The organism is Micromonospora sp. PLK6-60, assembly GCF_019890675.1.
Classification (GTDB): domain Bacteria; phylum Actinomycetota; class Actinomycetes; order Mycobacteriales; family Micromonosporaceae; genus Micromonospora.
In genome coordinates this window covers 350,128-374,999 of record NZ_JAIOAA010000005.1, presented here as the reverse complement: position 1 = coordinate 374,999, position 24,872 = coordinate 350,128, and the positions used below count along the sequence as shown (strand labels likewise).

Annotated in this window: 23 protein-coding genes; 17 read left to right on the top strand and 6 right to left on the bottom strand. The window is 74.3% G+C overall.

Features of this window, described 5'->3' with window-relative positions; translation table 11 throughout:
- Positions 1-109: 109 nt before the first annotated feature.
- Both K7640_RS13175 and K7640_RS13170 read right to left on the bottom strand, forming a co-directional pair.
- Positions 110-952, bottom strand: coding sequence for a hypothetical protein (locus K7640_RS13175; protein ID WP_222955059.1), 843 nt, complete (start codon positions 950-952; stop codon positions 110-112).
- Entirely contained in the window at positions 949-1,860 is a 912-nt protein-coding gene (locus K7640_RS13170; protein WP_222955058.1) for an ABC transporter ATP-binding protein, read from the bottom strand. Before K7640_RS13170 ends, K7640_RS13175 begins: the two co-directional genes overlap by 4 nt.
- A 132-nt stretch (positions 1,861-1,992) precedes the next feature.
- Between K7640_RS13170 and K7640_RS13165 the strand changes: the two genes are divergently transcribed.
- Together K7640_RS13165 and K7640_RS13160 are read left to right on the top strand one after the other, a co-directional pair.
- The gene (locus K7640_RS13165) at positions 1,993-3,186 is read left to right on the top strand and encodes a histidine kinase (RefSeq protein ID WP_222955057.1); all 1,194 of its coding nucleotides are present in this window, start codon (positions 1,993-1,995) and stop codon (positions 3,184-3,186) included.
- A complete protein-coding gene (locus K7640_RS13160; protein ID WP_222955056.1) occupies positions 3,183-3,839 on the top strand; it encodes a response regulator transcription factor in 657 nt (218 codons plus the stop codon). Before K7640_RS13165 ends, K7640_RS13160 begins: the two co-directional genes overlap by 4 nt.
- Positions 3,840-3,851: 12 nt before the next feature.
- On the opposite strand, the gene K7640_RS13155 is transcribed toward K7640_RS13160, so the two are convergent.
- Genes K7640_RS13155 through K7640_RS13140 form a run of 4 tightly spaced genes read right to left on the bottom strand, consistent with a single transcriptional unit; the run spans position 3,852 to position 7,251 of the window.
- Positions 3,852-4,610 (bottom strand): phosphotransferase, encoded by a 759-nt coding sequence (locus tag K7640_RS13155; protein ID WP_222955055.1) that lies wholly within the window; start codon positions 4,608-4,610, stop codon positions 3,852-3,854.
- Position 4,611: 1 nt separating this feature from the next.
- A complete protein-coding gene (locus tag K7640_RS13150; RefSeq protein ID WP_222955054.1) occupies positions 4,612-5,295 on the bottom strand; it encodes a TVP38/TMEM64 family protein in 684 nt (227 codons plus the stop codon).
- Positions 5,292-6,014, bottom strand: coding sequence for a type 1 glutamine amidotransferase (locus K7640_RS13145; RefSeq protein ID WP_222955053.1), 723 nt, complete (start codon positions 6,012-6,014; stop codon positions 5,292-5,294). The genes K7640_RS13150 and K7640_RS13145 overlap by 4 nt, the downstream gene beginning before the upstream one ends.
- Positions 6,004-7,251 (bottom strand): MurT ligase domain-containing protein, encoded by a 1,248-nt coding sequence (locus tag K7640_RS13140; RefSeq protein WP_222955132.1) that lies wholly within the window; start codon positions 7,249-7,251, stop codon positions 6,004-6,006. Before K7640_RS13140 ends, K7640_RS13145 begins: the two co-directional genes overlap by 11 nt.
- 357 nt (positions 7,252-7,608) lie before the next feature.
- Here K7640_RS13140 and mraZ point away from each other — a divergent pair, with 357 nt between their 5' ends.
- The 15 genes from mraZ (at position 7,609) to K7640_RS13065 (ending at position 24,843) form a co-directional block, all read left to right on the top strand.
- Positions 7,609-8,040, top strand: coding sequence for a division/cell wall cluster transcriptional repressor MraZ (mraZ, locus tag K7640_RS13135; protein WP_222955052.1), 432 nt, complete (start codon positions 7,609-7,611; stop codon positions 8,038-8,040).
- A gap of 204 nt (positions 8,041-8,244) precedes the next feature.
- Positions 8,245-9,351 (top strand): 16S rRNA (cytosine(1402)-N(4))-methyltransferase RsmH, encoded by a 1,107-nt coding sequence (rsmH, locus tag K7640_RS13130; protein WP_222955051.1) that lies wholly within the window; start codon positions 8,245-8,247, stop codon positions 9,349-9,351.
- The gene (locus K7640_RS13125) at positions 9,348-9,935 is read left to right on the top strand and encodes a YhcB family protein (protein WP_222955050.1); all 588 of its coding nucleotides are present in this window, start codon (positions 9,348-9,350) and stop codon (positions 9,933-9,935) included. Before rsmH ends, K7640_RS13125 begins: the two co-directional genes overlap by 4 nt.
- A gap of 4 nt (positions 9,936-9,939) precedes the next feature.
- The gene (locus K7640_RS13120; protein WP_222955049.1) at positions 9,940-12,180 is read left to right on the top strand and encodes a penicillin-binding protein 2; all 2,241 of its coding nucleotides are present in this window, start codon (positions 9,940-9,942) and stop codon (positions 12,178-12,180) included.
- 52 nt (positions 12,181-12,232) lie between these two features.
- Entirely contained in the window at positions 12,233-13,849 is a 1,617-nt protein-coding gene (locus K7640_RS13115) for a UDP-N-acetylmuramoyl-L-alanyl-D-glutamate--2,6-diaminopimelate ligase (protein WP_222955048.1), read from the top strand.
- A complete protein-coding gene (gene murF, locus K7640_RS13110; protein WP_222955047.1) occupies positions 13,846-15,240 on the top strand; it encodes a UDP-N-acetylmuramoyl-tripeptide--D-alanyl-D-alanine ligase in 1,395 nt (464 codons plus the stop codon). Before K7640_RS13115 ends, murF begins: the two co-directional genes overlap by 4 nt.
- A complete protein-coding gene (mraY, locus tag K7640_RS13105; RefSeq protein ID WP_222955046.1) occupies positions 15,237-16,361 on the top strand; it encodes a phospho-N-acetylmuramoyl-pentapeptide-transferase in 1,125 nt (374 codons plus the stop codon). Before murF ends, mraY begins: the two co-directional genes overlap by 4 nt.
- Before the next feature lie 244 nt (positions 16,362-16,605).
- Entirely contained in the window at positions 16,606-18,006 is a 1,401-nt protein-coding gene (locus tag K7640_RS13100; protein ID WP_222955131.1) for a putative peptidoglycan glycosyltransferase FtsW, read from the top strand.
- Positions 18,006-19,112: an undecaprenyldiphospho-muramoylpentapeptide beta-N-acetylglucosaminyltransferase gene (murG, locus tag K7640_RS13095; RefSeq protein ID WP_222955045.1), complete on the top strand. Its 1,107-nt coding sequence runs from the start codon at positions 18,006-18,008 to the stop codon at positions 19,110-19,112. Before K7640_RS13100 ends, murG begins: the two co-directional genes overlap by 1 nt.
- 28 nt (positions 19,113-19,140) lie before the next feature.
- The gene (murC, locus tag K7640_RS13090; protein WP_222955044.1) at positions 19,141-20,622 is read left to right on the top strand and encodes a UDP-N-acetylmuramate--L-alanine ligase; all 1,482 of its coding nucleotides are present in this window, start codon (positions 19,141-19,143) and stop codon (positions 20,620-20,622) included.
- Positions 20,619-21,473 (top strand): cell division protein FtsQ/DivIB, encoded by an 855-nt coding sequence (locus K7640_RS13085; RefSeq protein ID WP_222955043.1) that lies wholly within the window; start codon positions 20,619-20,621, stop codon positions 21,471-21,473. Before murC ends, K7640_RS13085 begins: the two co-directional genes overlap by 4 nt.
- Before the next feature lie 277 nt (positions 21,474-21,750).
- On the top strand, positions 21,751-22,866 hold the full coding sequence (gene ftsZ / locus K7640_RS13080) for a cell division protein FtsZ (protein WP_222955042.1): 1,116 nt from the start codon (positions 21,751-21,753) through the stop codon (positions 22,864-22,866).
- A 9-nt stretch (positions 22,867-22,875) separates the two neighbouring features.
- Positions 22,876-23,619 carry a YggS family pyridoxal phosphate-dependent enzyme gene (locus K7640_RS13075; protein ID WP_222955041.1) on the top strand — a complete coding sequence of 248 codons (744 nt, stop codon included), beginning with the start codon at positions 22,876-22,878 and terminating at the stop codon, positions 23,617-23,619.
- A gap of 197 nt (positions 23,620-23,816) precedes the next feature.
- Entirely contained in the window at positions 23,817-24,524 is a 708-nt protein-coding gene (locus K7640_RS13070; RefSeq protein WP_222955040.1) for a cell division protein SepF, read from the top strand.
- 19 nt (positions 24,525-24,543) lie between these two features.
- Positions 24,544-24,843: a YggT family protein gene (locus K7640_RS13065; RefSeq protein WP_222955039.1), complete on the top strand. Its 300-nt coding sequence runs from the start codon at positions 24,544-24,546 to the stop codon at positions 24,841-24,843.
- Positions 24,844-24,872: the final 29 nt, after the last annotated feature.

Here is a 24,872-nt window from a genome sequence, read left to right as displayed (position 1 = left end):
CCTCCCCGCGCCTCGGTTGGCGGGGAGGCAGCAACTTCGTGGAAAGAGTGGCCTCCCGACGCGGGGAGGCCACTCTTTCCACGAAGTTGCGCGAATCTCGCGTTGGCGGTCAGGGTTCCCGGCGGTGCACGACCAGCGCGGCGACCACGGTGGCGACGACCGGCCAGACGGCGAAGACCACCCAGGAGCCGGGAACGGTGGCCAGGTGTTCGTTGAGCGCGATGTACGGGTTCGCGACCAGGCGCTCCCAGGCGGGCACCGGCAGCGCGTTGTGGATCGCGGCCGTCCAGCGGTTCGTGATGTCAAAGGCCAGCGGCAGCAGGAGCAGCAGCGTGGTGGTGACGACGATCGCCGGGGCGGTGTGCCGGACCAGCGCGCCGACGCCCAGCCCGATGAGCGCGCAGAGCGGGAGCAGCAGCGCCGACGCCGCGACGGCGCGCAGCGCCTGGGGTTCGGCGATCGACGCGCCGGCGTGCCGGCCGGCGAGGATGGCCTGTGACAGCCAGAACGCGGCCGTCGAGGCCAGCACGCCGACCGCCAGCATCACCCCGGCGAGCACCGCCACCTTGGCCCCCACCACGGCCCGGCGGTCCGGTACCGCCGCGAACGTGGCGCGGATCTGGCCGCTGGCGTACTCGCCGGCGATCATCAGCGCGCCGACCGTGCCGGCGGCCAGCATGATGAACAGCCAGCCCTCCTCGGGGAAGGCGTCGTGGATCGGGTCGAACGCGGCCTGCCGCTCGGGAGAGTAGTCCGGCCAGTTGTGGTGGTCGGCCAGGGCGGCCCGGGCGCTGAAGAGCAGGGCGGACACGGCCACCAGCGCCAGCGAGCCGTACGTGGAGCGCAGCGACCACAACTTGATCCACTCGGCGGCGAGCAGGTCGCGGAAGCGGGCGGCGGGGTCGGCGGCCCGCCGGTCGGCCGCGGTGACGGTACGGGGCGGCATGCTCATCGCTGGTCTCCTGCCAGGTAGTCGACGTGGTCGGCGGTGAGGTCCATGAACGCCTCCTCCAGCGAGGTGGCCCGGGTGGCCATCTCGTGCAGCGCGATGCCGTGGGCGAAGGCCAGCTCGCCCAGTTCCGCGGCGGTCAGCCCGGTGACGGCGAGCGCGCCGTCGCCCGCCGTCGTCACCTGCCCGTCGGCCTCCCGCGCCACCGAGGTCAGCCGCGCCGGCTCCGGGGTACGCACGACGACCTGCGGGCGACCGCCCCGGGCGGCGAACTCCGTCAGGCTCTCCTCGGCGATCAGCTTGCCGCGCCCGATGACGACGAGGTGGTCGGCGGTCTGCTCCATCTCGCTCATCAGGTGGCTGGAGACCAGCACGGTGCGCCCCTCGCCGGCCAGCCGGCGGAACAGTCCGCGCACCCAGCGCACCCCCTCCGGATCGAGACCGTTGAACGGCTCGTCGAAGAGGAGCACCGGGGGGTCGCCGAGCAGCGCGGCGGCGATGCCGACGCGTTGCTTCATGCCGAGGGAGAAGCCGCCGATCCGGCGCCCGGCGACGTCGGCCAGGCCGACCTCGCCCAGCACCTCGTCGACCCGTGAGCGGGGGAGACCGTTGCTGCGGGCGAGCGCGGCCAGGTGAGCCCGGGCGGTACGCCCGCCGTGCACGTCACCCGCGTCGAGCAGCGCGCCGACGTGGCGCAGCCCGCGGGGCCGCTCGGCGAACGGGCGCCCGTTCACCAGGGCGGTGCCGCCGCTGGGCCGGTGCAGGCCGATGACCAGCCGCAGGGTGGTGGACTTGCCCGCGCCGTTCGGACCGAGGAAGCCGGTCACGTGTCCGGGTCGGACGGTCAGGGTCAGCCGGTTGACAGCGGTGGTGCCGCCGTACCGTTTCGTGAGGTCATGTAGCTCGATCATGCCGTCGACGCTGCCGTACGACCGGCGACCTTTCGTCGGGCCTGCGGCCACACCGGCCTGGGGCGGATGCGCCCGCAGGCGTACGCCCGTGGGCCGATGACCGCACCGCCGCCGGCTCGCTACGTTGGTTCCGTGCAGGCCGTCGCCCCGCGTCCCCGTGCCGCCGCCCAGCGGTTGCGGACGATCGTGATCTGGGTGGGCGTCGCGCTGCTCCCGGTCGTGGTGCTGCTCGCGTCGACCGTCGGTGGGCCGGGTCCCGGGCTCGGCGTCACGACGCTCGGCGGTCCACTGCCGTTCCCGGCGCATTACCTGCTGCCGGCCCTGGTGGTCCTCCTGCCCACGGGCCTGCTGGGGCGTCATCCGCTGCTCGCCCTCGGGTTGACGCTGGCCGGGTCGGCGGTGGTGACCGTGACGATATGGCGCGGGGACGACGACTACCTGACCGTCGTCTGGTATCTCCAGTTCCTCGTCGTCGACCTGGTGCTCGGGCTGGTCACCGCGCGGGCCCCGCGCCGGGTGTCGCTGGCCGCCGCCGGGGTGGTGCTGGTGGTGCAGGTCGCGGCGGGCTTCGTCAACCCCGCCGTCGACCCGGTGGACCGGGCCGTCGTCTCCGCCCTGGCCGTGGTCACCGCCTGGGTGACCGGGAACTCGGTCCGGAACCGTCGCCGGCACGCCGAACAGCTGCGGGCACACGCCGCCGCCGAGACGGTCGCCGCCGAGCGGCTGCGCATCGCCCGTGAACTGCACGACGTGGTGGCGCACAGCATCGGGGTGATCGTCATCCAGGCCGGAATGGGGGCCCGCGTCATCGACACCCAGCCGGGGGAGGCCCGCGCCGCGCTCGCCACCATCGAGCGGACCAGCCGGGAGACGCTCACCGGGCTGCGCCGTACGCTCGGCGCGCTGCGCCGTCCGGACGGCGCAGCGGCGCTGGACCCGGCGCCCGGACTGGCCGATCTCGACCGGCTGGTCACCGCGGCGGCGGACGCCGGGGTGCGGGTGGCGGTCCGCCGCGACGGCGAGCCCCGGCCGCTGCCCGCCGAGGTCGACCTGGCGGCCTACCGGATCGCGCAGGAGGCGCTGACGAACGTGGCCCGGCACGCGGCGGTGGCCCGGTGCCGGCTGACGATCGGGTACGCGCCCGACGCGGTCCACGTCGAGGTGGTGGACGACGGCCGGGGTGGCCCGCTCGGCGACGAGGGACACGGCATCGTCGGGATGCGGGAACGGTCGACCCTGCTGGGCGGCCGGTTCTCCGCCGGCCCCCGCCCCGAGGGCGGCTTCCGGGTCGCCGCGTGCCTGCCGGCCCCCGGGGCGGACGGGTGAGCGTCCGCGTCCTCCTCGTCGACGACCAGCCCCTGGTCCGGGCCGGACTGCGGGTGTTCATCGCCGACGCCCCTGACCTCGAGGTGGTCGGTGAGGCGGGCACCGGCGCCGAGGCGGTCCGGCTGGCCCGCGAGACCGTGCCCGACGTGGTGCTGATGGACCTGCGGATGCCGGGCACCGACGGGATCGCGGCCACCCGGGCGATCAGCGCGGCCGGCGGCCCGACCCGGGTGCTCGTCCTCACCACCTTCGACGACGACGAGCACGTCCACGCCGCCCTGCGCGCCGGGGCGAGCGGGTTCCTGGTCAAGGACATGGCGCTGGAGGAGATCCTCGGCGCGGTCCGGGTGGTGGCCGCCGGGGACGCGCTGATCGCGCCCGGGGTCACCCGCCGGCTCATCGCGGAGTTCGCCCGCCGCCCCGACCTGCCGCCCCGGCCGCGCGGCCTGCCCGGCGTCACCGAGCGGGAGCGGGAGGTGCTGACGCTGGTCGGGCGGGGACTGTCCAACGCGGAGATCGCCGGCGCACTGGTGATCAGTCAGGCCACCGCGAAGGCGCACGTGGGCCGACTCTTCACCAAGCTCGGCGCCCGGGACCGGGTGCACCTGGTCATCGCCGCGTACGAGGCGGGCCTGGTCTCGGCGTCGAGGTGAACGGGCCGCGGGTCAGCCGCGCAGCGCCGCCTCGACCGGGTCGCGATGGGCGAGCAGCCAGCGCTGCCAGGCGCGTACCCCGTCGACGGCGCCCGCGGCGCGCAGCCGGCGCATGCCGGGCTCGTCCCGGTCGGCGCCGGCGTCGATGCCCCGCCAGGTGCGCTCGATCTGCTGGAGCATGACGTCGACCAGCTCGGCGCGGGGGAGCGCGGCCCCCGGAGCCGCCGCCGCGTAGGCGTCGCAGAGCAGCCGGCAGCGCCGGCCCAGCTCCGCCGGGTCGGCGCCCTCGCCGAGCGCGGCGAAGTGCCAGCCGGCGAACGCCACGTCGGCGATCCGCCGGCCCGGCGCGGCCAGGTCCCAGTCGAGCAGGGTCACCGGCAGCGGCCCGGCGGGGGAGTCCCGGTAGACGGTGTTCTTGGGCGACAGGTCGAGGTGGCAGACGGTCTCCGCGCCGCCGGCCAGCGGGGTGCCGGCGCAGGCGTCGTGCAGCGTACGGATCAGCTCGGCGAGCCGGGTCAGCGCGGCGTCGGAGCGGAACTCGGCGCTGACCGGCTCCCGCCAGGGGACGTGACCGTCGACGTGGCCGAGCACCTGCCGGCCGTGCTCGTCGTAGCCCAGGTGGCGGGGCGCCAGGCCCGGCGCCGCCCGCGCCAGGTGCCGCAGCAGCGCCGCGACGAAGTCGGCGTTCGCCGGCCGGGTACGCCGCACGGTGTCCCCGACCCGGAGCACCTCGTTGACGAACCCGCCCGGCAGCCGCTCCACACCGTCCATCTCAGCTCGGTGCCTCCCGCCGCCGCCGCTCGGCGCGCCACCACCGGTGGATCAGCACCGCGCTGGCGATCAGGCCGAGGCTGGCCGGGGCGGCGGCGTACCAGTTGACGTGCCCGGGTGAGGTGGCTGCCGCACCCAGCATGGCGTAGCCGATCGCGGTCGGCGCGGAGGCGAGCACGCTGCCGACCAGGAACGGCGTCACCCGCGCCGCGGTGGTGCCGTAGCCGTAGCTGACCAGCCCGAACCCGGCGATCGGCAGCAGCCGGACGGTGGCCACGCCGAGCACGCTCTGCCGGGCGAACCAGCCGTCCAGGCGGGCCAGCCGGCCGCGGACCCGTTCCGCGACGAACTCCCGGCCCAGCGCCCGCCCGACCGCGAAGCCGATCGCCGCGGCGAGCAGCGCGGCGCCGAGCGCGTACGCGGCGCCCTCGACCGGGCCGAAGATCGCGCCCGAGGCCAGCGTGATGAAGGTGCGGGGGACCAGCGCCACCAGCAGCAGCGCGCCCCCGACGATCGCCACCACCGGGGCGAGGCCGCCCAGCGAGTCGGCCAGCTCCGGCAGCCGGGCCGGGTCCGGGCGGGGCAGCGCCGGCAGCAGCGCGGCGAAGGCGGCCAGCAGGAGGAGCAGCAGCGCGAACCGCCGCGCCGACGGCTGGCCGAGCAGCCGCCGCGCGGCGCGGATCATGCCCGGGCGGCGGCGGCCACCGCGGCGCGACGCTCGTTGCGCAGCCGGTCCGACCAGGTGTCGTCCAGCGGCGGGAGCTGGTGCACGCCGGTGGCCCAGCGCAGCAGCAGGTCGGCCAGGGCCGGGTTGCGGGCCAGGGCCGGGCCGTGCGAATACGTGCCGAGCAGCTTGCCGCGCCACGCCCCCTCGGTCACGCCGTCGTTGCCGATCCCGGTGGTGACCCGGGCCAGCGGGGCGACCTCGGGGCCCAGCCGGGTCCGGCCGCCGTGGTTCTCGAAGCCGGACAGCGCCGGCAGCCCGAGCCGCTGGTCGATCTCGCCGGCCAGCTCGCCGACCGCCCGGGTGGGGCCGCGGTCGGAGGCGAGGTCGAGCAGCTCCAGCCCGGCGTACTTGGTGCCCTTGGCGAAGAAGGAGGTGCCGAGCAGCTGGTAGCCGGCGCAGACGCCGAACACCACCGAGCCCTGGGCGACCGCCCGGTGCAGGCCGCCGTCGGCGAGCAGCCGCTGGGCGCCCAACGCCTGCGGGCCGTCCTCGCCGCCGCCGATCAGGTAGATGTCGGCGGCCGCGGGCAACCGCTGGTCGGAGCGGATCTCCAGCACCTCGACCGGCATCCCGCGCCGCTGCGCCCGGCGGGCCAGGATCAGCGCGTTGCCCCGGTCGCCGTACGTGGACAGCAGGTCGGGGTAGACCCAGACGATACGCAGGCTCTCAGTTGACACGGTCCAGCTCCGCTCGGATGTCCTGGAAGGCGGTGTAGTTGGCGATGACCTCGAGCCGGCCCGGCGGCACCGCCCGGACCGCGTCGTCGAAGCTGCGGACGTGCTGGAACGGCACGTCGTTGACGTCCAGCCGGACGGCCAGGTCGTACGCCCGGTCGCCGGTGATCAGCACCTGCCGGCCGCGCAGCGGGGCGAAGTCGACGTCGAACAGCCAGGAGGTGTCCAGCCCGTCGGGGTCCCGGGCGTTGATGGAGAGCAGCGTCGGCGCCTCGTCGGCCATGTCGAACGCCTCCAGCCAGCTGGCCGGGTTCTTCGCCAGCAGCAGCCGGATGTTGCGCCCGTCCCGCTGGACCTGGGCGTACCGGCCGGCCACCGAGGCGACCGAGCCGAGCCGGGACACCGCGTCGACCGGGCGTACGCCGAACTCGGCGGCGACCGCGAGGGCGGTGGCGGCGTTGCCGACGTTGACCTTGCCCGGCAGTTGGAGCGTGACCTTGTGCCAGGCGCCGGTCGGGTCGGTCACCCCGTCGTCCTCGACGGTCCACTGCGGCTCGGGGCGGCGCAGCGGGCAGCCGCTGCACCACCACTGCTCACCGGAGCGCTGGATGGTGGAGCCGCACTCCGGGCAGACCCACGAGTCGTCGAGCCAGCGCTGGCCGGCGCTGAACCAGGTGACGTGCGGGGGGTGGATCCCCCGGGCCGGGTCGGCCGGCGGGGTGGCGGCCCAGACCACCATCGGGTCGTCGGCGTTGGCGACCACCCGGATGTCGGGGTGCCGGACCAGGGCTGCGCGCCAGAGCTGCGCCATCATGGCGACCTCCTTGGCCCGGTCGAGCTGGTCCCGGCTGAGGTTGAGCAGCGCCACCACGTGCGGCTCGGTGGCCTCCAGCACCTGCGCGAGGTAGTGCTCGTCCACCTCCAGCACCGCGTACGGGGTGCTGCCGGCCCGGGCCAGCGCGGAGGTGTGCCCGGTGGGCATGTTGGCGCCGAAGGAGTTGGTGGCGACCCGGCCCAGCACGCCGACCGCGGCGGTGGTCAGCCGGGTGGTGGTGGTCTTGCCGTTGGTGCCCGAGACCAGCGCGATGGCGCGCCCGGCCGACAGGTGGGCGAGCAGGTCGGGGTCGATCTTCAGCCCGATCCAGCCCCCGATCACCGAGCCGTCGCCCCGGCCGGCGGCCCGGGACAGCGCTCCGGCCGTCCGGGACACGGAGCTGGCCACCTTCGCCCGCAGGGGCATCTTCGCGTCCGTCACGCGAGCGAGGTTACCGGACCGGCGGACCCGCCAGATCGCCGCCGACGGCGAACCGTTCGGGCGGGGCCCCGCGCGCGTCCGGTCAGCGGGACGTCCGCCGGACGGAGTCGATCAATGTCGGGAAGCGGACGCGGCGCACCGGCCCGCCACCCCTCCACTCCGCTCCACCGGGTTTGACGTGCGGTTTTGTCGGCGAGCGCGGCGCGCCACGCGGGCGATTCTGGTTGCAGGTGGAGGGAAGTGGAGTAGAGTGGGGCGCGATGGTGAGGCCGGGAGGGCCCACCGGCCCGGGGGGTGAGCGGCGCCGCGAACGCCGCTTGGAAGGGCGAGGGGGTTGGGCCGATGTTCCTCGGCACCCACACCCCGCGCCTGGACGACAAGGGCCGGTTGATCCTGCCGGCGAAGTTCCGGGATGAGCTGGCGGGGGGTGTCGTGATCACCAAAGGGCAGGAGCGCTGCCTCTACGTCTTCCCGATGCCCGAGTTCCAGCGCATCGCGGAGCAGTTGCGCGCGCAACCGATGACGAGCAAGGCGGCCCGGGCCTACAACCGGGTCTTCTTCGCCGGCGCGCACGACGAGGTCCCCGACAAGCAGGGCCGGGTCACCATCCCGTCCCACCTCCGGGAATACGCCGCGCTCGACCGCGATCTCGTGGTCATCGGGGCGAGCACCCGGGTGGAGATCTGGGACAAGACGGCCTGGGAGACCTACCTCGCCGACAGCGAAGACGACTTCGCCGACATCGAGGAGGGGGTGCTGCCCGGCGGTCTGTAGGGCGTGGCGACGCCCGACGTACTGCGAGATCTCCAGCCGCTTTCGAGTTCCTGGCGCCCCTTCCCCGGTGCCAGGCGCACGATCCGTAGGAGGGCCGCGGCCTCCGGCGGGCGGGAGCGGATGGGGATCTGGCGGTACGACGGATGGCGTCGCCCGACGAGCAGGACGCGGAAGGAACGGACGGTTCAACCAGTGGGGGTCGACATGGGGGAGCTTCGCGGCACGCACGTGCCCGTGCTGCTCGAGCGGTGTCTCGAGTTGCTGGCCCCCGCGCTGGGGCGGAACGGACGGACGGTCCACGTCGACGCGACGCTGGGGTTGGCCGGGCACGCGGAGGCGGTCCTGGAGGCGCACCCGAACACGGTGCTGATCGGCCTGGACCGGGACACCGAGGCCCTCGCCCACGCGCGGGTCCGACTGGCCCGGTTCGCCGACCGTGTGCACCTGGAGCACGCCGTCTATGACGAGCTGCCCGAGGTGCTCGACCGCCTGGGCTACCCGGCAATCGACGGCGCGCTGTTCGACCTCGGGGTGTCCTCGCTGCAACTGGACGCCGCCGACCGGGGGTTCGCGTACGCGCAGGACGCGCCGCTGGACATGCGGATGGACCAGACCCGGGGGGTGACTGCCGAGGAGGTGGTCAACACCTACTCCCATCCGGAGCTGGCCCGGGTGCTGCGGGTGTACGGCGAGGAGAAGTTCGCCGGACGGATCGCCTCGGCGATCATCCGCGAGCGGGAGCGGGCCCGGATCACCTCGTCGGCCCGGCTCGCCGAGCTGGTCAGGGAGAGCATTCCGGCACCAGCCCGACGAACCGGTGGACACCCGGCCAAGAGAACGTTTCAGGCTTTAAGGATCGAGGTAAACAGAGAGCTGGCGGCGCTGGAGTCGGCGCTGCCGGCCGCGCTCGACAAGCTCACCGTGGGCGGTCGCCTGGTGGTCCTGTCCTACCACTCGCTGGAGGACCGGCTCACCAAGCACGCGCTCGCCGATCGGGTCCGGAGCACCGGCCCGATCGACCTCCCGGTCGAACTGCCCGGGTCGGGTCCGACGTTCCGGCTGCTCAGCCGGGGCGCCGAACTCCCCGGGGAGGCGGAGGTCGCCGCCAACCCGCGGGCCGCCTCAGTGCGGCTGCGGGCGGCGGAACGCATCGACCCGAACGCGGCACAGCAGGGGCGTACCGACCGCGAACGGTACCGCCGGCGGGTCAAGGCGATGCACCAACCGGGGACGGCGACGACGGGATCCGGGGCGGATCCCGCGCCGCCGGGGGACGGCAGTGGGACGGACGAAGAGGGGGAGGGGACATGAACGTAGACGAGCGCGACCGCCGGGACCGGACCGGCGGCGGGCAGCGTGCACCGCGGTCGGGGGGCCGGACCGCGGCGCAGCGGGCCACGCGCGCCGAGGCGAGCACGCCGGACCGGACCGGCCGGCCGGGTCAGACCCGGGGGGCGCGGGAGTTCCCGACCCAGGGCAGCGCCGCGCTGCGGCCGGTCGAGCGGCCGGCCCGGCGGGAGACCGAGCCGGCCACGCCGCGGCTGCGGGTCGCCCCGCCGCCGCCGATCTCGGTGCCCCGGGCGCCGTTCGCCGCCCTGATCGTGGCGCTGGTGGTCGGCGGGGTGCTCGGCATCCTGCTGGTCAACACCAAGATCAACGAGAACGCCTTCCGACTGGAGAAGCTGCACGAGCAGCAGGCCAAGCTGGACCTGGACCAGCAGCAGCTGGAGAAGCAGATCGCCGAGGCGGAGGCGCCGGGCAACCTCGCCGCCAACGCCCGCAAACTCGGGCTGGTCGAGTCGGACGAGCCCGCGTACATCCGGCTGCCCGACGGCCGGGTGATCGGGGTGCCGCAGCCGGCCGCCGGCAGCAGCGCGCAGGGCACGGGGGGATAGCCAGGTGTCCCCCAGATCGGAGGACCCGCGCCGGGACGCCACAGGCTCCCGGCGCGGTTCGTCGGCCCGTACCGGCCGGGGCGCGGAGCCGCGGGCCGGTGAGCCGGGCGTCGGCGGGATCTCCGGTGCGCGGGCGTACACCCCGCGCGGGCGGACCGTGCGGGAAAACAGTGAGCAGCGCGACCCGGTCGACCGGCCGGAGCGGGCCGCCCGGTCCGTCGCCGGCGGGGGCGGCCAGCGACGTACGCCGCGCAGCAGCCGGGCCGCGGACCCGTTCCGGCCGGCGTTGCAGGTGCTCGACGGCGGCCGGACCGGGCAGGCGCGGGCCGGCCGACGGGACGCCCCGGCGGCCGGCCGGACCGGCGTGGTCCGCACCGTGCGGGCCCGGCCGGTCGGCGCGGAGCCCTTCGACGACGACGAGCCGCCGGCACCGCGCCGCCGGCCCGGCCCCCGCGCGCCCCGCCGGCCGGAGCGCCCCGCCGCCCGGCGGCCGTCCCGCAAGCCGCGCCGCCCGCCGAAGCTGGCCGACCCGACCCGCCGGCTGCGGCTGGGCACCCTGCTCACCCTGGCGCTGTTCGCCACCATCGGGATCCGGCTGGTGTTCCTCCAGACCGCCGACACCCCGGCGTTCGCCGGCGGCGGGGTCAGCGACCGGCTGAACCGGGTGGAGCTGCCCGCCCCGCGCGGCGCGATCTACGACCGGTCCGGCGCCCTGCTGGCGCACAGCGTCGAGGCCCGGTACGTCTCCGCCGACCCGGTCCTGGTGGAGAACGTCGGCGCCACCGCGAAGGCGCTCTCCCCGCTGCTCGGCGTGCCGGTCTCCGAGCTGGTCGAGAAGATGCGGCCGCGGACGCTCAACGGCAAGGTGCTCCGGTTTCAATACCTGGCCCGCGGCGTGCCGATCGACAAGGCGAAGCAGGTCGCCGCCCTGGAGCTGAAGGGCATCTACCTGCACCGGGACGAGCGTCGCGAGGTGCCCGGCGGCGATCTCGCGGCCAACCTGATCGGCTTCACCGGCCAGGACATGGTCGGCCTGGAGGGCATCGAGGCCAAGTACGACGACCTGCTGCGCGGTGTCGACGGCAAGCGGGTCTTCGAGGCCGGCCAGGGCAACCTGGCCGCGCCGATCCCGGGGGGATACAGCCAGACCACCCCGGCCCAGCCGGGCAGCTCGCTGGAGCTGACCATCGAACAGGATCTGCAGTACCAGGCCCAGCGGATGCTCAAGGCGCAGGTGGACAAGGTGCGCGGCAGCGTCGGCGCCGCGGTGGTGATGGAGGTGCCCTCCGGCGAGGTGCTGGCCCAGGCCAGCCACCCGACGTACGACGCGGCCGACCCGACCCGCAGCCGGCCGACCGACCGGGAGGACGCCGCCACCAGCTTCGTGGTGGACCCCGGGTCGGTGCACAAGGCGATCACCTTCGGCGCGGCGCTGCAGGAGGGGTTGATCACCCCGGAGACCACGCTGCCGCTGGCGAACACCATCCAGAAGGGCGACCAGGTCTTCCGGGACAGCCACCGGGCCAACGGCCGGGCGATGAGCATCCCCGGAATGCTGGCGTACTCGTCGAACGTCGGCACCATCACCGTCGGCGAGATGCTGGGCCCGGACCGGTTGATCGACTACCAGAAGCGGTTCGGCCTGGGCCGGGCGACCGGCGAGGGGATGCCGGGTGAGGCGACCGGCCGGCTGCTCCCCGCCGACCAGTGGAGCGGCTCGTCGCACGGGTCGGTGCCGATCGGGCACAGCGTGGACGCCACGCCCCTGCAGATGACCGCCGCGTACGCGGCCATCGCCAACAACGGCACCTACGTGCAGCCGCACCTGATCCGGGCCACCATCACCAAGGGCAAGCGGACCCCGGCCCCACCGCCGGTCACCCGACCGGTGCTCAGCGAGCGCAACGCCGTCGCGCTGCGCACCATGCTGGAGGCCGTCACGACCGTGGACAACGCCACCGGCCTGGCCGCCGCCGTGCCCGGCTACCGGGTCGCCGGCAAGACCGGCACCGGATGGCGCTACGAGAACGGGGTCAAGCAGCCCGGGGAGGTCGGCTCGTTCATCGGCATGGCCCCGGCGGAGAACCCGCGGTACGTGGTGGCGGTCTTCGTGTGGAGCCCCAACGGCGGGGGCGGCACCGTGGCGGCGCCGGCCTTCCGCGACATCATGGGCTTCACCCTGCGTCAGAAGCGGGTGCCGCCGAGCACCACGCCGGCCCCGAAGTTCGTGGTCTATCCCCGGTGACCGGCCGGAACGGGACATCATCGGTGGGTGGGGACGAAGCACCGGGGCGGCTGTGCGGTCGGAACCGGAAGACCGGGTAGGGTCTGACGCCGTGCCCGGCAATCCACGTCCCCAGACCGTGCATCCCGTCCGGCTCGGCGACCTCGCCGCCCGGTTGCGGGCGAGCGCGACGAGCGAGCCCGCGAGCCCCTCGGCGGCGGGCCCGGAGCAGGCCCCGCCGCTGTCGCCGGACGCCGCCGACGTGGCGGTGACCGGGGCGACCCACGCCAGCCAGGAGGTCCGCCCCGGCGACCTGTACGCCGCGCTGCCCGGCGCCCGCCGGCACGGCGCGGAGTTCGTCGCCCAGGCCGCGGCGGCCGGCGCGGTGGCCGTGCTCACCGACCCGGCCGGCGCCCCGGCGGCGGCCGAGGCCGGCCTGCCGGCGCTGGTCGTGCCCGACCCCCGGGCGGCGCTCGGTGTCCTCGCCGCCGCCGTCTACGGCGATCCCAGCGCCGGGCTGACCATGATCGGGGTGACCGGCACCGCCGGCAAGACCTCCACCGCCTACCTGATCGAGTCGGGGCTGCGCGCGGCCGGCCACGTCACCGGGTTGATCGGCACCGTGGAGACCCGCCTCGGCGACCTGGTGGTGGACAGCGTCCGCACCACGCCGGAGGCGACCGACCTGCACGCGATGCTGGCCGCGGCCCGCGAGCGCGGGGTGACCGCCGTGGTCATGGAGGTGTCCAGCCACGCGCTGGCGATGGGCCGGGTCGGCGGGGTCCGGTTCGCGGTCGGCGGCTACACCAACTTCGGCTCCGACCACCTGGACTTCCACGCCGACGTCGACGACTACTTCGCGGCCAAGGCCCGGCTGTTCGACGGGCGCTGCGCGGTCGAGGTGCTCAACCACGACGACCCGGCGCTGCGCCTGCTGTTCAAGCCGGCCACGGTCAGCTACTCGGCGGCCGGCGACCCGACCGCCACCTGGTACGCCACCGACGTCAGCGGCGAGGGGTACGCGCAGCGGTTCACCGTGCACGGCCCGGACGGGGTGACCCTGCCCACCGGGGTGGCCCTGCCGGGCCGGCACAACGTGGCGAACGCGCTGCTCGCGGTGGCCGTGCTGGTCGCGGTCGGGGTCGATCCGGCCACCGCCGCCGCCGGGGTGGCCGCCTGCGGGGGCGTGCCCGGGCGGCTGGAGCTGGTCAGCGGCGACGCGCCGGTGCGCGGGGTGGTCGACTACGCGCACAAGGCGAACGCGATCGAGGCGGTGCTGGCCGCGCTGCGTGACCTCACCTCCGGCCGGTTGATCTGCGTGGTGGGGGCTGGCGGCGATCGGGACCGGGGCAAGCGGCCGGTGATGGGCGCCGCCGCGGCCGAGGGCGCCGACGTGGTGCTGGTGACCGACGACAACCCGCGCACCGAGGACCCGGCGACGATCCGGGCCGAGGTGCTGACCGGGGCGTACGCGGCGGGCACCGAGGCGCGGATCATCGAGGCGCCCGGCCGGCGGGAGGCGATCGCCGAGGCGGTCCGGTTGGCCGAGCCGGGGGATGTGGTGGCGTTGCTGGGCAAGGGGCAGGAGCGGGGCCAGGAGGTGGGTGGCGAGGTGCTGCCGTTCGACGACCGGGTGGAGTTGGCGGCGGCGCTGCGCGCCCGCTACGGCGACCGGGTGGGGCAGCGATGATCCCGCTGACCCTGGCCGAGGTCGCCGCGGCCGTCGACGGGCGGCTGGTGGCCGCCGACCCGGACGCCCGGGTCACCGGTGGCGTCGAGTTCGACTCCCGCAAGATCGGCCCGGGCGGGCTCTTCGTGGCCTTCCCCGGCGAGCAGGTGGACGGGCACGACTACGCCGCCGGCGCGGTGGAGTCCGGCGCGGTGGCCGTGCTCGGCACCCGCGAGGTGCCCGGGGTGCCGATGGTGCTGGTGTCCGACGCGCTCGACGCGATGGGCCGGCTGGCCCGCGCCGTGGTCGACCGGCTGCCCGGGCTCACCGTGATCGGGCTGACCGGCTCCTCCGGCAAGACCACCACCAAGGACCTGATCGCCCAGCTCGCCGTGCGGCTCGGCCCGACCGTGGCGCCGCCCGGCTCGTTCAACAACGAGCTGGGCCACCCGTACACCGCGTTGCAGGCCACGCCGGAGACCCGCTACCTGGTGATGGAGAAGGGCGCCCGCGGGGTGGGGCACGTGCGCTACCTGTGCGAGGTGGTGCCACCGCGGATCTCGGTGGTGCTCAACGTCGGGGTGGCGCACCTCGGCGAGTTCGGCTCGGTGGAGACCATCGCCCTGGCCAAGGGCGAGCTGGTCGAGGCGCTGCCCGCGGACGGGCTGGCGGTGCTCAACGCCGACGACCCGCTGGTCGACGCGATGGCGGCGCGGACCGCCGCCCGGGTGGTCCGCTACGGCGAGTCGGAGCGGGCCGACGTACGCGCCGTGGACGTGACGCTCGACGAGCGCGGACGCCCGGCGTACACCCTGGTGACGCCGGAGGGCAGCGCGCCGGTACGGCTCGGGCTGACCGGCCGGCACCAGGTCTGGAACTCGCTGGCCGCCGCCGCGGTCGCCCGCGAGCTGGGCATGCCGCTGGCCGACCTGGCGGCGGCGCTGGGCGAGCTGGGCCTGGTCTCGACCCGGCGGATGGACGTGTTCGAGCGACCCGACGGGGTCACCGTGATCGACGACTCGTACAACGCCAACCCGGCGTCGACCGGCGTGGCGCTGCGGGCGCTGGCCAGCATGCGGGGCACGGGGCGTACCGTCGCGGTGCTCGGCTACATGGCCGAGCTGGGCGACTTCGAACGCGAGGGGCACCGGCAGGTGGGCCGCCTCGCGGCCGAGTTGGGGGTCGACCGGCTGCTCGTGGTGGGCGAGCCGGCTGCGCCGATTCACGAGGGCGCGACAGCGGTAGGCGAGTGGGGAGGAGAGTCGGTGCTGCTCACCGATCAGGCGGCGGCCGTCGAGGTGCTGCGGGGCGAGCTACGGCCGGGCGACGTCGTCCTGGTCAAGGGCTCCCGGTACCGGACCTGGGAGGTGGCCGACGCGCTGCGCGCGGACGCCCGGGAGGGTGCCGCATGAGGGCGGTGATCGTCGCCATCGGGGTCGCCTTCATCATCTCGCTGTTCGGCACCCCGATCGCGATCAAGGTGTTCACCCGGCTGAAGGCGGGCCAGCCGATCCGGGCCGAGGGCCCGGCCATGCACCAGGGCAAGAAGGGCACGCCGACGATGGGCGGCGTGGTGTTCATCCTCGCCACGGTCATCGCGTACGTCGCCGGCCACCTGGCCCTGACCACCCTGCCGGACCAGCAGATCGCCCAGGTCGAGCCGACGATCACCGCCCTGGTGCTGCTGGGGTTGATGGTCTTCTCCGGCGCGGTCGGCTTCATCGACGACTTCCTCAAGGTCCGCAAGCGGCACAGCGGCGGCCTGAACAAGCGGGGCAAGCTCGCCGGCCAGATCCTGGTCGGTGCGGTCTTCGGGATCGTCGCGCTCTATTTCCCGAGCACCATGACCGACGTCAGCGGCAAGGCCACCAACACCGAGACCGTCGCCAGCACCACGCTGAGCTTCATCCGGGACATCCCGGCGCTGGAGATCGGCAAGATCGGCTCGGTGATCGTCATCATCATGGTGGTGATGGCGGCGACCAACGGGGTGAACCTCACCGACGGCCTGGACGGGCTGGCCACCGGCGCCTCGGTGATGGTGCTGGCCGCGTACGCGCTGATCGCGTTCTGGCAGTACCGGCACTGGTGTGCCGACCCGAACTACACCGAGAGCTACTGCTACACCGTGCGGGACCCGCTGGAGATCGCGTTGATCGCCGGGGCGGCGGCCGGGGCCTGCGTGGGCTTCCTGTGGTGGAACACCTCACCGGCGCGGATCTTCATGGGCGACACCGGCGCGCTCGGCCTGGGCGGCCTGATCGCCGGCATGGCGATGTCCACCCGGACCATCCTGCTGCTGCTGATCCTGGGCGGCCTCTTCGTGATCATCACGATGTCCGTGGTGATCCAGATCATCTCCTTCCGGACCACCGGCAAACGGGTGTTCCGGATGTCGCCGTTGCAGCACCACTTCGAGCTGGCCGGCTGGAGCGAGGTCAACATCGTGGTCCGCTTCTGGATCATCGCCGGCATCGGCGTGGCCATCGCGCTGGGGCTGTTCTACAGCGAGTTCTTGGCCGCCGTCAGCTGAGCCTGAGGTGTAAGGAGGGGCCCCTTGTTAACAGACGTCTGTTAACAAGGGGCCCCTCCTTACACCTGGGCGACACGCCGAGCGGGCCGTTCACCGGCACCGGCCCGCGGGGAACCGCAATGATGAACGGGTGGGGGAGGACCGAGGAACCGGCACGACGACCGACGCGGCGACCCGGCGGGCGGCCGGCGCCGGGCGTACCACCGACCCGCCCGCGCCGCCGGGGCTGACCGCCGCGGCCGGGCTGTCCGCGCTGCGCGGCCTGCTGGCCCGGCCGCTCGCCTCGTACTACCTGCTGCTGTCCAGCGCCGGCCTGCTGCTGATGATCGGCCTGACCATGGTCTTCTCGGCCACCAGCGTGATGGACTTCGCGGCGGACGGCAACGCCTCGGCCTCGCTGGCCAAGCAGGCGGTCTTCGCGGTGATCGGCATCGTCGCGTTCTGGGCCTGCCAGCGGCTGCCGGCGAGCACCTACCGCTCGGTGGGCCGCACCGTGCTGGCCGTCGCGATCGGCCTGCTGCTGGTGCTCAACCTGGTGCTCGCGTACGGCCGGCTGACCGGGCAGCAGGAACCGTCGCTCGGCCCGCTCCAGGCCCACCTGAACTGGCTGTACCTCGGCCCCGTCCAGTTGCAGCCCTCCGAGCTGGCGAAGTTCGCGCTGGTGCTCTGGGGCGCCCGGTTGATCGTCCGCAAGGGCGCCGCGCTGGGCTGGTGGAAGGAGTTGGCCACCCCGCTGTTCCCGGTGGTGGGGCTGCTCGCCGTGCTGGTCGGCTACAACGACCTGGGCACCATGCTCTGCCTGCTGGCCATCGTGGTGGGGCTGCTCTGGGCGGCCGGCGTGCGTGGCCGGGTGTTCGCCGTGCTCTCCGCGGTCGGGCTGGCCGGCATCGGGTTGCTGATCGCCGCCGCCTCGCTCGGCGCCGGCTCCGGCGAGCGGGACGCCACCAACTACCGTTTCGCCCGGCTCACCTCCTTCCTGGAGGACCCGGAGAAGTGCAAGCTCGACGGCTGCTGGCAGATCTACCAGGGGCGGTTGGCCATCGAGCACGGCGGCTGGTTCGGCGTCGGGCTGGGCAAGAGCAGCCTGAAGTGGGCCTGGCTGCCCGAGGCGCACAACGACTTCATCTTCGCGATCATCGCGGAGGAGCTCGGGGTGGTCGGCTGCACCGTGGTGCTGGTGCTCTTCGCGGTGCTGGCGTACAGCGGGCTGCGTATCGCCCGGCGGGTCGAGGACCCGTTCCGCCGGCTCGCCGCCGCGGCGGTGACCACCTGGCTGGTCAGCCAGGCCGCGATCAACATCGGTGGCGTGGTGGGCCTGCTGCCGATCACCGGCCTGCCGCTGCCGTTCATCTCCGACGGCGGCAGCGCCCTGGTGGTGACCCTGGCGGCGGTCGGCATGCTCGCCTCGTTCGCCCGCGCGGAACCCGACGCGGCCCGAGCCCTGCATGCCCGTCCGCCGGCCCGATGGGTCCGACTAGTGTGGGCCCCGTTGCCGCCGCTTCCCGGCCGGCGCCGCCGACCGGCGACGCCGCCGGCTCCCCGAGGGTCCGTGCCCCGGTCGCGCGCGCGGCGCGAGGACGACCAGGCCGCGCCCCGCGGCGCCCGGACGGGCCGGGCGGGGACGGCGAGCGAGAGGAGACGCTGATGGGTCCGCTGCGTTCGGTGGTGCTCTGCGGAGGGGGCACGGGTGGCCACATCTACCCGTTGCTGGCCTTCGCCGACTGCCTGCGCCGACACGACCCCGGCGTCCGGATCACCTGCCTGGGCACACCCCGCGGGCTGGAGAACGAGCTGATCCCGCCGCACGGCTACGACCTGCGCCAGATCCCCGCGTACCAGCTGCCCCGCTCGGTCAACATGAACCTGGTCCGCACCCCGGACCGGATGTGGAAGGCGGCGCGCGCGGCGGGCAAGGTGATCGACGAGGTACAGGCCGACGTGGTGGTCGGCTTCGGCGGGTACGTCTCCGTCCCCGGCTACCTCGCCGCCTGGCGCCGCGAGCTGCCGATCGTCATCCACGAGGTGAACGTGCCGCCGGGGGTGGCGAACCGGATGGGCATGAAGTTCACCAAGCACGTCGCGGTGGGTTTCCCGCACCAGCCGGCCCAGGCCGAGTCGCTGCGCGAGGCCCGGGTGGTCGGGGTGCCACTGCGCCGGGGCATCGCCACGCTCGACCGGGCCGCGCTGCGCGATGCCGCCCGCGCCCACTTCGGACTCCGGCCGGACCTGCCGGTGCTCTTCGTCGCCGGCGGCTCGCAGGGCGCCCGCTCGATCAACCTGGCGGTCTCCGGGGCGGCCAAGGAACTGGCCCGCAACGGCGTGCAGGTGCTGCACGTGATCGGGGCGCGCAACGAGCCGGTGCCGATCCCCACCGACCTGCCGGTGCCGTACGTGACCCTGCCCTACCTGTCCGAGATGGAGCTGGGCTACGCGGCGGCCGACCTGATGCTCGCCCGGGGCGGGGCGATGACCTGCGCCGAGGTGGCCGCGATCGGGCTGCCCACGATCTACGTCCCGTACCCGCACAGCAACCAGGAGCAGAAGCGCAACGCGCTGCCTGTGGTGGAGGCCGGCGGCGGGCTGCTCGTCGACGACGGCGAGCTGACCCCGGACTGGCTGGAGCGTACGGTGATCCCGCTGGTGCGGGACCCGCAGCGGCTCGCGGCGATGAGCGCCGCCGCCGCCGGGTACGGCCGCCGGGACGGCGACGAGGCGCTGCTGAGGTACGTCTACGAGGCGGTGGCCCGATGAGGCATGCCGCGACCGAAAGGCACACCGCATGAACACCGCGCAGTTCAGCCCGGCCGGCACCCGTACGGCGGAGGACCTGGGCCGGATCCACCTGATCGGGGTCGGCGGCGTCGGCATGGCCGGCCTGGCCCGGCTCCTGCTCACCCGGGGCCTGCCGGTCTCCGGCAGCGAGCTGCGGGAGTGGCCCTCGCTGGCCGGCCTGCGCGCCCTCGGCGGGACCATCCACATGACCCACGAGGTGTCCAACCTCGACGGCGTGGACACGGTGGTCTATTCGACGGCCATCCCGCAGGACCACCTGGAGATGGTCGAGGCGCGCCGGCGCGGGCTGCTGGTGCTGCACCGCTCCGAGGCGCTCGCCGCGGCGATGACCGGCCGGCGCACGGTGGCGGTGGCCGGTACGCACGGCAAGACCTCCACCACCTCGATGGTGACCATGGTGCTCCAGCAGGCCGGTGTGGACCCGTCCTTCGTGATCGGTGGCGAGATCTCCGAGGCCGCCTCCAGCGCCCACCACGGCACCGGCGAATACTTCGTGGTGGAGGCGGACGAGAGCGACCGGTCGTTCCTGATCTACCGCCCGTACGTGTCGATCATCACGAACGTCGAGGCGGACCACCTCAACACCTACGGCGACCTGGCCACCCTGGAGGCCACCTTCGCCGAGTTCGCCCGGCTCACCGACCCGGAGGGCTTCATCATCACCTGCGCCGACGACCCGGGCGGGCGGCGGCTGGCCGAGACGCTGCGGTCCGAGGGGCGCCGGGTCTGGACGTACGGCGAGGCGCCCGACGCCGACCTGCGGATGAGCGAGATGGCCTCGTCGGCCCGGGGCGTGCGCTTCCTGGCCGAGGTGGACGGCACGTCGCTGGGCGAGATCCGGCTGCCCATCCCGGGCCGGCACATGGGGCTCAACAGCGCCTCGGCGGTGCTCACCGCGTACCTGCTCGGGCTGCCGCTGACCGCGGCGGAGGCCGCGCTGGGCGCGTTCCCCGGGGTGCGGCGGCGCTTCGAGCGCAAGGGCGTCGCGGACGGTGTGCTGGTCTACGACGAGTACGCCTACCACCCGACCTCGATGCGGCTGGCGCTGGAGACGTTGCGCGAGGTGGCCGGGGAGGGCCGGCTGATCGTGGTGTTCCAGCCCTACCGGCTCTACCGGACCCGGGACAACCAGGCCGAGATCGCCGCCGCCCTGGGCATCGCCGACGAGGTGGTGCTGCTGGAGGTCTTCGGCCCCGGTGAGCTGCGCGGGCCGGGCGAGGGCTCGGTGGCCCTGATCGCGGAGGTGCCGCTGCCCGCCGACCGCAAGGTCTTCGTCGACTCGTGGGACGACGCGCCGGTCGAGGTGGCGCGCCGGGCGCGGGCCGGCGACGTGGTGGTCACCATGGGCGCGCCGCCCATCTCGCTGATGGGGGACCAGTTGCTCGACGCGCTGGCCGCCCGGGCCGAGGGCGCCGGCACGGCCACGCTGGGCGCGGTCGCGGCGGACCCGGCCACCCCGGCCGGATGAGCCCGGGGCCGGCGCGCGGCCGGAGCGCCGGCGGCGACTCCGGCGGCCCCCGGCGCGGGCGGCCGGCTCGCCCAGGTACGCCCGGGTCGGGCGCACCGGTGCGGCGTTGGCAGCTGATCCGGGCCGGTACGGACGCGGTGCCGCCGTCCACCCGGCGGTTCATGGCCCGGGCCCGGCAGCGCCGGATGCGGGCCGCGTTGCCCTGGGCGGTCGCCGCCGGGGTGCTGGCCCTGGCCGGGTTGGTCGCCTGGACCCTGCTCGGCACCGGGCTGTTCGGGGTGCAGCGGGTCCGGGTGGAGGGGGCGAAGCTGGTCACCCCGGTCGAGGTGCGGGAGGCGGCCGGGGTGCCGGACGACCAGCCGCTGGCCCGGGTGGACCTGGCCGCCACGGCCCGGCGGATCGGTGCCCTGGCGCCGGTGGAGCGGGCGACGGTGCGCCGGGACTGGCCGGACGGGCTGGTGATCCGGGTGGTGGAGCGCCGGCCGGTGGCGGCGGTGCCGCAGGGGGATCGGTACGCGGTGGTCGACGGCAGCGGGGTGGTCTTCCGGACCGCCGACGAGCAGCCGCCCGACCTGCCGCTGCTGCGGGTGGCCCGGCCCGGCCCGGACGACCCGGACACCAGGGCCGGGCTGGCGGTGCTCGCCGCGGTGACGTCGCCGCTGCGCGCCGTGCTGCGCGAGGTCGACGTGGACGGGCTGGCCCGGATCAGCCTGCGCCTGGCCGGTGACCGGACGGTGTTCTGGGGCGACGCCAGCCGGGGGACCGACAAGGCGCGGGTGGCCGCCGCGCTGCTGGGTCGGGAAGTCGACACCATCGACGTCAGCGCGCCGGACGTGGTGACCTTCAAGTGATCGGGCGGTCACCGCGACCGGCCCGTGGTCCGGGTCGGCGGGGGGCGGGACGTGAACCGTCCCGCTCAGGGCGGCGACACGCCGGGCGGGTCCTTGGCTCTCGGCGTGGGTGCGCTTACGTTGCCCCGAAGAGGATCAGTGGTTGACATAACTGTAAGCCTCTAGTAGAGGGTTAGGGTTCACCCCCGATCCTCCACTGGGGACTGTCGGGTCGGCCGCCGGTCTGGCCAAGCCGTACCCGGTCGGCCCACGCCAATCTCGACGGAAAGGACCGGAGATGACACCTCCGCACAACTACCTGGCGGTCATCAAGGTCGTCGGCATCGGTGGCGGCGGCGTCAACGCCGTCAACCGGATGATCGAGGTTGGGCTCAAGGGCGTCGAGTTCATCGCGATCAACACCGACGCGCAGGCGCTGCTGATGAGCGACGCCGACGTCAAGCTCGACGTCGGCCGGGAGCTGACCCGCGGGCTCGGCGCGGGCGCCAACCCCGACGTCGGCAAGAACGCCGCCGAGGACCACCGCGACGAGATCGAGGAGGTGCTCAAGGGCGCCGACATGGTCTTCGTGACCTGCGGCGAGGGCGGTGGCACCGGCACCGGCGGCGCGCCCGTGGTGGCCAACATCGCCCGCAAGCTGGGCGCGCTGACCATCGGCGTGGTGACCCGGCCGTTCTCCTTCGAGGGCAAGCGCCGCCAGGTGCAGGCCGAGTCGGGCATCGACGAGCTGCGCAACCAGTGCGACACGCTGATCGTCATCCCGAACGACCGGCTGCTCGCGCTCGGCGACCGCAACATCAGCATGATGGACGCCTTCCGCACCGCGGACCAGGTGCTCCTCTCCGGTGTCCAGGGCATCACCGACCTGATCACCACGCCGGGCCTGATCAACCTGGACTTCGCCGACGTCAAGAGCGTGATGAGCGGCGCCGGCAGCGCGCTGATGGGCATCGGCAGCGCCCGGGGCGAGAACCGGGCCGTCGAGGCGGCCGAGGCGGCCATCTCCAGCCCGCTGCTGGAGCAGAGCATGGACGGCGCGCGGGGCGTGCTGCTCTCCATCGCCGGCGGTTCCGACCTGGGCCTGTTCGAGATCAACGACGCCGCCCAGCTGGTCACCGACGCGGCCCACCCGGACGCCAACATCATCTTCGGTGCGGTGATCGACGACGCGCTCGGCGACGAGGTGCGGGTGACCGTGATCGCGGCGGGCTTCGACGGCGGCACGCCCGCGTACAAGGCGGCGGAGCCGGCCCGCAAGACCAACCAGAACCAGCCGGCCCAGCCGAGCACCCCGGTGGCGTCGCCGACGCCGATGCCGGCGCCGGCCCAGTCGCCGCGTCGGGTGCTCTTCGACGACGTCGACGTGCCGGACTTCCTCAAGAACGGGTCCTGAGCCGTACCGATGACGCAGTACGACGCCACGGTGCGGCCGGACCGACGGGCCGAGCTCGCGGCCGCCCTGGGCCAGGTCCGGTCCCGGATCGCGGACGCCTGCCTGGCGGCGGGCCGGGACCGGTCGGCGGTCACCATGATCGCGGTCACCAAGACCTACCCGGCGGGCGACGTGGTCGCGCTGGCCGGGCTCGGGGTCACCGACGTGGGGGAGAACCGCGACCAGGAGGCGGCGCCGAAGGCCGCCGAGGTCGCCGCGGCCGGGGTCGCGCCGCGCTGGCACTTCATCGGCCAGTTGCAGCGCAACAAGTGCCGTTCCGTGGTCCGGTACGCCGACGTGGTCCACTCGGTGGACAGCGTCCGGCTGGCCGGCGCGCTGGCCCGGGCCGCCGCGGCCCGGGACCGGCCGCTGGAGGTGCTGGCCCAGGTCAGCATCGACGGCGACCCGGCGCGCGGCGGGGCGGTGCCGGACTCGGCCGACCCGGATCGTGGGCTCGGCGCGGTCACCGGGGCGCTGGCCGGGTCGCCGGGGGTGCGCTTCGCCGGTCTGATGGCGGTGGCGCCGCTGGGCTGGGAGCCGGAGCGGGCCTTCGCCCGGCTGGCCGAGGTGGCCGCGGCGGTCCGCCGGGACCATCCGGGCGCCACGGCGCTCTCCGCCGGAATGAGCGCGGATCTGGAAATCGCCATCCGGTTCGGCGCGACACATGTCCGCGTCGGCAGCGCGTTGCTCGGAATGCGCCCCACGCTGCGGTAGCCTGACCGCGAGAGAAGCAAATTACATCAGTGTTGTTTTGGATCGGCTTCCCCGTTGTTCGGGGGGCGTGGCGGGCGGAACGCGAACCGGCCGCCAGGGGATTGCCGATCCGATCCGGTGGGCATCATCGTTGTCCACTCGTGATCAAGCGACACGGCACGGGGGTGCGTGCCGCACGGCGGACGGAAGGGCGCGGGATGGGTGCACTGCGCAAGGCGGGGGTCTGGCTCGGGCTCGTCGAGGAGGACGACGAGCGGGGCTACGACGACGGCGGCTACGACAAGGGTGGCTACCGCGAGTCGCGGTACCGGTCGAGCAGCCGGTACGCCGAGGATTTCGCCGACGACGAGGACGAGGAGTCCGAGGAGCCGCCGGCGCCGCGACCGCGGCTGGGCGAGCGCGGCCGGCTCGGGGAGCGGTCCACCGGCCGTGGCCTGGACGGCGACCGGGGCGACGACGACCGCCCGGAGCGGGTGGAGCGCGTCGAGCGGTCCAGCGTGCGGTCGATCACCCGGTCCGGGGCCGGGGAGACCTCGGGGGCGCTGACCTACCACACCCGGGACAACCTCGCCCTCGCGCCGCAGGCGCAGCCGCGGGAGCGGGTCGTCCCGGTGGAGGAGGAGCAGCGCTACCAGATCACCACGCTGCACCCGACCACCTACCGCGAGGCGCGGACCATCGGCGAGCACTTCCGGGACGGCGTTCCGGTGATCATCAACCTCACCGAGATGGACGAGGCGGACGCCCGCCGTCTGGTGGACTTCGCCGCCGGGCTGGCGTTCGGGCTGCGGGGTACGATCGAGCGCGTGACCAACCGGGTGTTCCTGCTCTCACCGGCCAATGTCCAGGTCACCGCGGAGGACAAGGCCAAGATCGCTGAGGGCGGCTTTTTCAGCCTGAGCTAGCCGAGGGACGTCGCCTGCCGTGTTGTCGATCCTGCTACAGGTTCTCTACCTGATCCTGTACGTGTTCCTGCTCCTGCTTTTGTCCCGATTTGTCCTCAGCGCCGTGCTCCAGTACGGTCGCCGCTGGCAGCCGGGCCGGGGAGCGGCCGCCGGACTTGAATCCGTGTGGAGCGTCACTGATCCGCCTCTCAAGGCGTTGAGGCGAGTGATCCCTCCATTGCGAATTGGTACCGTGAGCATCGACCTGGCCTCCCTTGTGCTCCTGGTTATCCTGTTCGTGCTGATGGAGTTCGTGTTGAAGGGGCTGATCCTCCGGTGAACGACCCGGTGGGACAGCCCACTGCGCGG